Here is a 10,254-nt window from a genome sequence, read left to right as displayed (position 1 = left end):
GTCGAGAACGTGCAGCGGATGATTATTGAAGGGATTCGGGTGCGTTAATTCGGGCTTGAATGGAAAACACAGCTGACATCGCCTTCTTCGCATTGCAGCGTGCTTTTCAGCAGCTCAGTGCGCTCGCGGGTTTTGTCAGTCATACACTGGGCGTGCACCATTGGCGCGACAGATGCGCCATCAGCCCCTGAAGTTAAAAACGCGCAATCGGCATCGCGAAAAGCAATCCACGCATTTTGCGCTGCTTTTAACTGTGTTTTCTGGGTGTCGGTGGCGAGTTTCATCGCCTGCTGATAAGCGTGGTTGAGCAAATCATCCTGCTTCTTAAATTCTTTGCCATAACACTCATTCAGCCCGGCCTGAGATGTTTCGTTATCGCAACTGTCAGCCAGTACGTTAGCGCTCAGCAGCAATCCCGTAATCAGTAAACAAACGCGTTTCATCATCATTCCTCGAAGAAAAAGGCCTTTATAGGATGGATGGCGCTATCGCTTTTCCACCCTACAAGGCCATACAAATTATTCCCGAAAGCTTAGTGAAACCTTAGCCGATTGTCATCAGACTGGCATTACCACCGGCGGCTGCGGTGTTCACGCTCAGCGAACGCTCAACGTACAAACGTTCCAGCAACAGATTGGTTTCTCCGCGCGCAAAGCCTTGCACCGAAACAATCGCCCCATTGCGGGCCGCGACTTTTTCGCATAGCGCACGCAACTGGTCGGAATCACCGTGGTAAATCACCGCATCAAACAGCTGGCCGAGCAGGGCATCTTCTTTGGCAAAATCGATGTGCTTTTGCACCCGCGCAGGCAGGGCTTTTGCCAGTTCACGATGCAGCTTGTCATCGGCCCATAGTGCACGGCTACCAACACTAGTCACTGCCGCCAGTTGCACCAGCGCATCTTGCTCGTTATCGGCGATACACAATACGCGCTCACGTGGCATTAAGGCGTAGGTGTTGCGTTCACCGGTTGGCCCCGGCAATTGGCGCAGCGTGCCGCTTTGCGCAAGTTGCGCGAAACGTTCGCACACGGCTGGCAATTCACCTTTGTTGGCCGCCCATTGCGTTAGTGCCTGATGGGATTCCTGCAAGCTGGCCTTCAGCGTGGTATCCACCGGCAATTCAGCATCCTGGCGATTAAACGTCGTTTGCAGCGCATTGTCCGGGCGGTTCGCCAGCAGGCGGTACAGATACAGCGGGCCACCGGCTTTCGGTCCAGTGCCAGATAAACCTTCGCCGCCGAATGGCTGCACGCCGACCACCGCACCGACCATATTGCGGTTCACATACATATTGCCGACATGCGCTGAACCGGTCACCTGAGCGATGGTTTCATCGATACGGGTATGCACACCCAGCGTCAGGCCATATCCGGCAGCATTGATTTGCTTAATCAATGCTTCGAGGTTGCTGCGGTTGTAACGCACCACGTGCAACACCGGGCCAAACACTTCTTTTTGCATCTCGTCGAAGCTTTCCAGCTCAATCAATGTTGGCGCAACGAACGTACCGCTTTGCCACTCTTTCGCATCCACGTTGTTATCACGCACCGCCTGGAATACTTTGCGGCCTTTGCTGCGCAGCGTCTGGATATGCTGCTCGATATTCTCTTTCGCTTCGGCGTCGATAACCGGGCCGATGTCGGTCGTCAGGCGGCCTGGGTTGCCCATGCGGCATTCCGCCATCGCACCGCGCAGCATTTGCAGCGTGTGCTCGGCAACATCCTCCTGAATACACAACACGCGCAATGCAGAACAACGCTGTCCGGCGCTATCAAATGCCGAGGCCAGCACATCAACCACGACTTGCTCGGTGAGCGCCGAAGAATCGACGATCATCGCGTTGAGACCACCAGTTTCAGCAATCAGCGGTGTTGGGCGGCCTTGCGGGTCCAGACGGTCAGCAATGTTGCGTTGCAGCAGTGTCGCGACTTCGGTGGAACCGGTAAACATCACGCCACGTACACGAGGATCGCCTGTCAACTGTGCGCCAACCGTTTCACCACGGCCTGGCAGCAATTGCAGCACGCCCGCAGGCACACCAGCTTCCAGCAGAATGGCAACGCCTTGCGCAGCAATCAGAGGAGTTTGTTCAGCCGGTTTTGCCAGCACGCTGTTACCCGCGGCAAGGGCGGCAGCAATCTGGCCGCTAAAGATGGCCAGTGGGAAGTTCCATGGGCTGATACAGACCACCGGGCCGAGCGGACGGTGGGTTTCGTTATCGAAATCATCGCGCACCTGACCGGCGTAATAGTGCAGGAAATCCACCGCTTCGCGCACTTCAGCAATCGCGTTGTTGAAGGTTTTGCCAGCTTCGCGCACCAGAATGCCAATCAATTGCTGCATCTGGCCTTCCATCATCACGGCTGCACGTTCAAGAATCGCGGCGCGTTCTTGTGGCGGGGTGGCGAACCAGATTGGCGCGTTGTTCACCGCACTTTCCAGCGCCTGAGAAACTTCTTCTGGCGTGGCTTCGCGAGTGAAACCGACGATGTCAGTTGGCTCTGCCGGGTTCTTCACGGCCACCATGTCGCCCGCCGCAACGGCATGTTCTAACATTGGCAGCGCTTGCCACTTCTGGGCTGCGCTATTGAGCAGGGCAGAGGAGAGTGACGCCAGACGATGTTCGTTCGCCAGGTCCAGGCCGCTGGAGTTGGTGCGACCCGCGCCATACAACTCTTTTGGCGTGGCAATTTTTGGATGTGGCAAGCCAAGCTGACCTTCTTTTGCCGCGATAGCTTCGATAGCGGTTACCGGGTCGGCAACCAGTTCGTCGAGCGGCAAGGTGTTGTCGGCAATACGGTTAACAAACGAGGTGTTGGCACCGTTTTCTAACAGGCGGCGCACCAGGTAAGCCAGCAGCGTTTCATGGGTGCCGACCGGTGCATAAATGCGGCAAGGGCGGTTCAGTTTGCCATCGGCAACTTTGCCGACCACTTGATCATAAAGCGGTTCGCCCATGCCGTGCAGGCACTGGAATTCATATTGGCCTGGGTAATAGTTTTGCCCGGCCAGGTTGTAGATTGCCGCCAGGGTGTGCGCGTTGTGTGTGGCGAACTGCGGGTAAATCAGATTCGGCACTGCCAACAGCTTTTTGGCGCAGGCGAGGTAGGAAATATCGGTGTAAACCTTACGCGTATATACCGGATAGCCTTCCAGCCCGTCCATTTGTGCGCGTTTGATTTCGCTGTCCCAATATGCGCCTTTCACCAGGCGGATCATCAGGCGGCGACGGCTACGGGAAGCGAGGTCAACCAGGTAGTCAATGACAAACGGGCAGCGCTTTTGGTAGGCCTGAATGACGAAGCCGATGCCGTTCCAGCCTGCCAGTTCCGGTTCGAAACAGAGTTTTTCCAACAGGTCGAGGGAGATCTCCAGACGGTCGGCTTCTTCCGCATCGATGTTAATCCCCACGTCATACTGGCGAGCCAGCAGCGTCAGAGATTTCAGGCGTGGGTATAACTCTTCCATCACGCGGTCATACTGCGCGCGGCTATAGCGCGGATGCAGCGCAGAAAGTTTGATTGAGATGCCCGGGCCTTCATAAATGCCACGGCCATTAGAAGCTTTGCCAATCGCGTGAATCGCTTGCTGGTAAGAAACCATGTAAGCCTGTGCATCGGCGGCGGTTAATGCCGCTTCACCCAACATATCGTAGGAGTAGCGGAAACCTTTTTCTTCCAGTTTGCGGGCGTTGGCAAGCGCCTCGGCAATGGTTTCGCCGGTGACAAACTGCTCGCCCATTAAACGCATCGCCATGTCCACACCTTTACGGATCAGCGGTTCACCGCTTTTCCCGATGATGCGGTTCAGGGAGGTCGACAGACTGGCTTCATTGTGGGTGGACACCAGTTTGCCGGTAAACAGCAAACCCCAGGTGGCGGCGTTGACAAATAGCGACGGGCTACGGCCAATATGCGAATGCCAGTTGCCGTTGCTGATTTTGTCGCGAATTAACGCATCACGCGTGGCTTTATCCGGGATACGCAGCAACGCTTCGGCCAGACACATCAGCGCCACACCTTCTTGCGAGGAAAGCGAGAATTCTTGCAGCAAACCTTGTACCATGCCCGCCCGACCAGAGGCGCTCTTCTGATTGCGCAGTTTTTCGGCCAGTTGATAAGCCAGTTTATGAGTTTGTTCGGCGATAGCTTGCGGCAGGCGAGCCTGTTCCAGAATCATCGGCACCGCGTCGGTTTCTGGACGACGCCATGCGGCAGTAATGGCGGCACGGGTAACCGATTGCGGCAGAATTTGTTCAGCGAAATCGAGGAACGGTTGGTGCGCCTCGTCAACGTGCGGAGCGGCTTCATCACTTTCGTTTGCTGCACCCGCTAACAGGGCCGGCAGTTCTGGTAATTCGTCATTATTTTCGAGACGTTCCAGATAATTAAAAATCGCCTGTTTAATTAGCCAGTGCGGTGTGCGGTCAATACGTGATGCGGCTTCTTTGATGCGCTCGCGGGTTGCGTCGTCGAGTTTGACGCCCATGGTGGTGGCCATTAGTGCTCCTGTTTACCCGTTATTAATCGGGTGAGTACATATAGGGTTGATAAAAGTTATCCGGCAATATCTATCATGTTGCAACTTTGTGCAACCTTGTTAAATGTGAGCCAGATAGCAAGCTGAAAAAAGAGTGAATTGTTAAATAAGAAATAAGGAAGTTGTCTGGCTAATCATTTGCTGACAGGGCGAAATTACCGACATAGTTAACACTTTCCATAGGTGCAACCATAAAAAGCGTGAGCGAGTGCAACCTCCTGCAAAAAGCTATTTTTTGTACGGTGAATTTATTGTGAATAGTGTGTTAAAACGCTTGCGAATAAAAATGACTATATCCCCGTGCTGCGTTCCGGCATGGATAAAAATTTGGAGATCTGCATGACCATGAGCACACCAATGCTGGTGACTTTCTTTATCTATATCTTTGGCATGATATTGATAGGGTTTATCGCCTGGCGTTCTACCAAGAATTTTGACGACTACATTCTGGGCGGTCGTAGCCTGGGAAGCGTGGTCACGGCGTTGTCAGCGGGCGCATCCGATATGAGCGGTTGGTTGTTGATGGGGCTGCCTGGCGCCATCTTCCTTTCTGGTATTTCAGAAAGCTGGATTGCCATCGGCCTGACGGTTGGCGCGTATATCAACTGGAAACTGGTCGCCGGACGTTTACGTGTTCACACCGAGGTGAACAACAACGCACTGACGCTGCCTGATTATTTCACCGGACGTTTTGAAGATAAAAGCCGCATCCTGCGTATTATCTCAGCGTTGGTTATCCTGCTGTTCTTCACTATCTATTGTGCATCTGGCATCGTGGCGGGGGCTCGTCTGTTCGAAAGCACCTTTGGCATGAGCTATGAAACCGCACTGTGGGCGGGTGCAGCGGCAACCATCATTTATACCTTCGTGGGCGGGTTCCTGGCAGTGAGCTGGACCGATACCGTGCAGGCTAGCCTGATGATTTTTGCGCTGATCCTGACACCGGTGATGGTGGTTATCGCAGTGGGCGGCTTTGACGATTCAATGGCGGTTATCAAGCAAAAAAGTATTGAAAACGTCGATATGCTCAAAGGCCTGAACTTTGTGGCGATTATCTCGCTGATGGGCTGGGGCCTGGGTTACTTCGGCCAGCCACATATTCTGGCGCGTTTCATGGCGGCAGATTCACATCACACCATCGTCAAAGCGCGTCGCATCAGTATGACGTGGATGGTGCTGTGCCTGGCGGGTGCGTGTGCGGTGGGCTTCTTCGGTATCGCTTACTTCAATAACAACCCGTCATTGGCAGGCTCTGTTAACCAGAACGGCGAGCGTGTGTTCATCGAGCTGGCGCAATTACTGTTTAACCCATGGATTGCAGGCATCTTGTTGTCAGCGATTTTAGCGGCGGTGATGTCTACGCTGAGCTGCCAGTTGTTGGTATGTTCCAGCGCCATTACTGAAGACTTGTATAAAGCCTTCTTCCGTAAAGATGCCGGGCAGAAAGAGCTGGTGTGGGTAGGGCGTTTCATGGTGCTACTGGTTGCTCTGATTGCCATCGCACTGGCGGCTAACCCTGAAAACCGCGTTCTTGGTCTGGTGAGTTACGCCTGGGCAGGCTTCGGTGCCGCGTTTGGCCCGGTTGTGCTGTTCTCGGTCATGTGGTCACGCATGACGCGCAATGGCGCGCTTGCGGGGATGATCATCGGTGCCTTGACCGTCATCGTCTGGAAACAGTTTGGCTGGTTGGGTCTGTACGAAATCATTCCTGGTTTCATCTTCGGCAGCATCGGTATTGTGGTTGTTAGCCTGCTTGGCAAAGCGCCAAGTACATCGATGCAAAAACGCTTTGCACAAGCGGATGAGATTTACCACACCGCTCCACCGTCGAAGTTACAGGTCGAGTAATTCTGCTGACAAACCTCTTCGTAGGTTGGATAAGCGCAGCGTCATCCGACACAACGCGCGCAAACGGTGGATGACGCTAACGCTTATCCACCCTACAAAACACGTTTATCACCCTTTGCCAGCAATCTGGAAGGCCGCTAATAGCGGCCTTTTTTACAGCTATACACAAAAATTCAAATTCTCTGCTTGTGTTTATTTTTATGGTAATGATAATCACAATCGTTCTGGTTTTACTTTTCTTTACGTCTTTTGACCTGAGTTCACAGTTGGAGTATCAGGAATGTTCGTTCCGTTTCTCATTATGTTACGCGAAGGGCTGGAAGCCGCGTTGATTGTCAGTTTGATAGCCAGCTATCTGAAGCGCACACAACGCGGCCAGTGGATTGGCGTCATGTGGATTGGGGTGGTTGCAGCCGCAGCGCTTTGCTTAGGCTTAGGCATCTTCATCAACGAAACGACCGGCGAATTCCCGCAAAAAGAACAAGAGATGTTTGAAGGCATTGTCGCCGTCATCGCCGTATTCATCCTGACCTGGATGGTGTTCTGGATGCGCAAAGTATCGCGCAACGTCAAAGGGCAGCTGGAGCAGAAGGTCGATGAAGCGCTGCATAGCAAAGGCAGCCACGGCTGGGCGTTGATTATGATGGTGTTCTTCGCCGTCGCCCGCGAAGGGCTGGAATCGGTGTTCTTTCTGCTGGCGGCATTCCAGCAGGACGTCGGCATTATGCCGCCACTTGGTGCGATGCTCGGTCTTGGCACTGCCATCGTGCTGGGCTTCTTGCTTTATTGGGGCGGCATACGCCTGAATCTTGCCGTTTTCTTCAAATGGACCAGCTTGTTTATTTTACTGGTCGCCGCCGGTCTTGCTGCGGGTGCGGTTCGTGCATTCCATGAAGCCGGGCTTTGGAACCATTTCCAGGATATCGCTTTCGACCTGAGTAATGTTCTTTCAACGCATTCCCTGACCGGCACGCTGCTTGAGGGCATTTTTGGTTATCAGGAAGCGCCTAGCGTCAGCGAAGTGGCGATGTACTTTATTTACCTGATTCCCGCGCTGGTGCTGTTCTTCATTCCCCCACGTCTGGGTAGCCAGGCGACAAATAGCGTTCGTTAATAATATTGTGGCGAGAAATCGCCTCTTAGTTACAACATACTGATGTTTTAAAGGGATTGGCCATGACTACACATTTTCGTCGAAAAGCCCTGCATGCTGCGTTGTTTGCGCTTGCCTCTTCAGCCTTTGCGGTGCAAGCCGCCGATGTTCCTCAGGTAAAAGTCACCGTTACTGATAAACAGTGCGAACCGATGAACATTACGGTTAACGCCGGTAAAACCCAGTTCATTATTCAGAACAACAGCCAGAAAGCGCTGGAGTGGGAAATCCTCAAAGGGGTGATGGTAGTCGAAGAGCGTGAGAACATCGCGCCGGGCTTCTCTCAGAAAATGACGGCCAACCTGCAAGCCGGTGAGTACGACATGACTTGCGGCCTGCTCAGCAACCCGAAAGGCAAACTTATCGTTAAAGCTGCTGGCGACCAGGCCGCACCGAAAAACGACCTGATGGCGTTATCCGGCCCGATTACCGAATATAAAACCTACGTCACTGCCCAAGTGGCCGAACTGGTTAAAGGTACCAAAGCCTTTACTGACGCAGTGAAAGCCGGTGACATAGAAAAAGCTAAATCCTTGTATGCACCAACACGTCAGTATTACGAACGTATCGAACCGATTGCCGAACTGTTCTCCGATCTGGACGGCAGCATCGATGCCCGTGAAGACGATTATGAGCAGAAAGCTAACGACCCGAAATTCACCGGTTTCCACCGTCTGGAAAAAGCACTGTTTGGTGATAACTCCACCAAAGGCATGGAAAAATATGCCGATCAGCTCAATAGCGACGTGCTGGATCTGCAAACCCGCATTTCTGAACTGGCCTTCCCACCAGGTAAAGTGGTTGGTGGTGCAGCGGGCCTGATTGAAGAAGTCGCTGCCAGCAAAATCAGTGGAGAAGAAGACCGTTACAGCCACACTGATCTGTGGGATTTCCAGGCTAACGTCGATGGTGCACAGAAAATCGTCAACTTGCTGCGTCCTTTACTGGTGAAAGATAACGCACCGTTGCTGGCGAAAGTGGATGCCAACTTCAAGAAAGTTGACGCCATCCTGGCGAAATATCGCACCAAAGACGGTTTTGAGACTTACGACAAGTTGACCGACGCTGACCGTAATGCACTGAAAGGGCCGGTCACGGCGCTGGCTGAAGATTTGTCACAACTGCGTGGCGTACTGGGTCTGGATTAAGTTTTATGGATGAAAATAGCAAACACGGCGGCCACCTTCCGGCGCGCCGTCGGTTACTGAAAGGTTTGGGCGCGCTTGGTGGCGCCCTTGCCGTTGCGGGTGGTTGCCCTGTGGCACATGCGGCAAAACCGGAAACTTCTCCCGGCACGCTGCCGCCTGATGCGCGCATGGAAAAACAACCGTTCTACGGAGTGCATCAGGCAGGCGTGCTGACGCCACAGCAAGCGGCGATGATGCTGGTGGCTTTTGATGTGCTGGCAAGTGATAAAGCTGAGCTTGAACGTTTGTTCAAATTGCTGTCTGCGCGTTTCGATTTCCTGACCACTGGCGGCCCGGCACCGGACACCCCGAATCCGCGGATGCCACCCATGGACTCCGGGATCCTCGGTGCCGAAATTTACCCTGACAACCTGACTTTCACGTTGTCGGCGGGGACGTCACTGTTTGATGAACGCTTTGGCCTGAAAGGGCTGAAGCCAACAAAACTGCAAAAAATGGAACGCTTTGCTAACGACTCGCTGGACGCCAGCTTGTGTCATGGTGATTTGCTTATCCAGATTTGCGCGAATACCGCAGATACGGTTATCCACGCATTGCGCGACATCATCAAGCACACGCCAGATTTGCTCAGCGTGCGCTGGAAGCGTGAAGGGTTTATCTCCAGTCACGCCGCGCGTAGCCGCGGTAAAGAAACGCCGATCAACTTGCTGGGATTTAAAGATGGAACCGCCAATCCAGACAGCGGCAATAAACCGCTGATGGATGAAGTTGTTTGGGTGACGGGCAACCAGCAGGAACCAGCATGGGCGGTGGGCGGCAGCTATCAGGCGGTACGCATCATTCAGTTCCATGTTGAGTTCTGGGACAGAACGCCGCTTAAAGAGCAGCAAACTATTTTTGGTCGCGATAAACACAGTGGTGCACCGCTCGGTATGAAAAACGAGCATGACGAGCCTGACTATGCCGCCGACCCTGACGGTAACGTGATTGCGCTGGATGCACATATTCGTCTGGCAAATCCGCGCACCAAAGAAACCCAATCAAACCTGATGATGCGTCGCGGTTACAGTTATTCGTTGGGCGTTTCCAAATCAGGCCAGCTGGATATGGGATTGTTGTTTGTCTGCTTCCAGCACGACCTTGAGAAAGGTTTTCTGGCGGTGCAACAACGTCTGAATGGCGAGGCGCTGGAGGAGTATGTGAAGCCGATTGGCGGCGGTTACTTCTTTGTTTTGCCTGGCGTTAAGGATAGTCAGCATTATTTAGGGCAGGGGTTGTTGGAGGCATAGTTTGGTGATGTTGAAACCACCCTCATCCTAACCTTCTCCCTGAGGGAGAAGGGACTGTCTGGTGCTCTCCCTCTCTTGCTGTCTGTGATACACATCTTTGAAGGGCGGTCCCTGCCGATCCGGAGCAGGTTCCGTTCACCAGGCGAGAGTGTATTTATGTCGCCACGGAACCGGTGAACGTCTTAGGGTGGCCACCGTCGCCACCCTAAGAACCCGGACTCCCGGCAAATAAATCGCCGCAAGCGGTAAACCTCCATTTTGCCTCCGTGTCAGG

At 53.4% G+C, this 10,254-nt stretch carries 6 protein-coding genes; 4 read left to right on the top strand and 2 right to left on the bottom strand.

What is annotated here, in order from left to right; translation table 11 throughout:
* Positions 1-44: 44 nt before the first annotated feature.
* On the bottom strand, positions 45-443 hold the full coding sequence (locus tag MES37_RS21760) for a lysozyme inhibitor LprI family protein (RefSeq protein ID WP_121813922.1): 399 nt from the start codon (positions 441-443) through the stop codon (positions 45-47).
* Between the two features lie 100 nt (positions 444-543).
* Positions 544-4,503, bottom strand: a complete 3,960-nt coding sequence (gene putA, locus MES37_RS21755; RefSeq protein WP_237932625.1) for a trifunctional transcriptional regulator/proline dehydrogenase/L-glutamate gamma-semialdehyde dehydrogenase — start codon at positions 4,501-4,503, stop codon at positions 544-546.
* Between the two features lie 378 nt (positions 4,504-4,881).
* Between putA and putP the strand changes: the two genes are divergently transcribed.
* The 4 genes from putP (at position 4,882) to efeB (ending at position 9,980) form a co-directional block, all read left to right on the top strand.
* On the top strand, positions 4,882-6,390 hold the full coding sequence (putP, locus tag MES37_RS21750) for a sodium/proline symporter PutP (RefSeq protein ID WP_064548043.1): 1,509 nt from the start codon (positions 4,882-4,884) through the stop codon (positions 6,388-6,390).
* 280 nt (positions 6,391-6,670) lie between these two features.
* Positions 6,671-7,504: an iron uptake transporter permease EfeU gene (gene efeU / locus MES37_RS21745; RefSeq protein ID WP_064548041.1), complete on the top strand. Its 834-nt coding sequence runs from the start codon at positions 6,671-6,673 to the stop codon at positions 7,502-7,504.
* Positions 7,505-7,566: 62 nt separating this feature from the next.
* Positions 7,567-8,691 (top strand): iron uptake system protein EfeO, encoded by a 1,125-nt coding sequence (efeO, locus tag MES37_RS21740; protein ID WP_064548039.1) that lies wholly within the window; start codon positions 7,567-7,569, stop codon positions 8,689-8,691.
* Between the two features lie 5 nt (positions 8,692-8,696).
* Positions 8,697-9,980, top strand: a complete 1,284-nt coding sequence (gene efeB, locus MES37_RS21735; protein WP_121813920.1) for an iron uptake transporter deferrochelatase/peroxidase subunit — start codon at positions 8,697-8,699, stop codon at positions 9,978-9,980.
* Positions 9,981-10,254: the final 274 nt, after the last annotated feature.

The sequence above is a fragment of the Buttiauxella sp. S19-1 genome (assembly GCF_022134725.1).
GTDB classification, from domain to species: domain Bacteria; phylum Pseudomonadota; class Gammaproteobacteria; order Enterobacterales; family Enterobacteriaceae; genus Buttiauxella; species Buttiauxella ferragutiae.
The sequence above is the reverse complement of the archived record's forward strand: the minus strand, read 5'-3'. Positions and strand labels throughout refer to the sequence as shown.

Coding starts and splice junctions, on each gene's coding strand:
- efeO (WP_064548039.1), top strand. CDS start 7,567: ATGACTACACATTTTCGTCGAAAAGCCCTGCATGCTGCGTTGTTTGCG.
- putP (WP_064548043.1), top strand. CDS start 4,882: ATGACCATGAGCACACCAATGCTGGTGACTTTCTTTATCTATATCTTT.
- efeB (WP_121813920.1), top strand. CDS start 8,697: ATGGATGAAAATAGCAAACACGGCGGCCACCTTCCGGCGCGCCGTCGG.
- putA (WP_237932625.1), bottom strand. CDS start 4,503: ATGGCCACCACCATGGGCGTCAAACTCGACGACGCAACCCGCGAGCGC.
- efeU (WP_064548041.1), top strand. CDS start 6,671: ATGTTCGTTCCGTTTCTCATTATGTTACGCGAAGGGCTGGAAGCCGCG.
- MES37_RS21760 (WP_121813922.1), bottom strand. CDS start 443: ATGAAACGCGTTTGTTTACTGATTACGGGATTGCTGCTGAGCGCTAAC.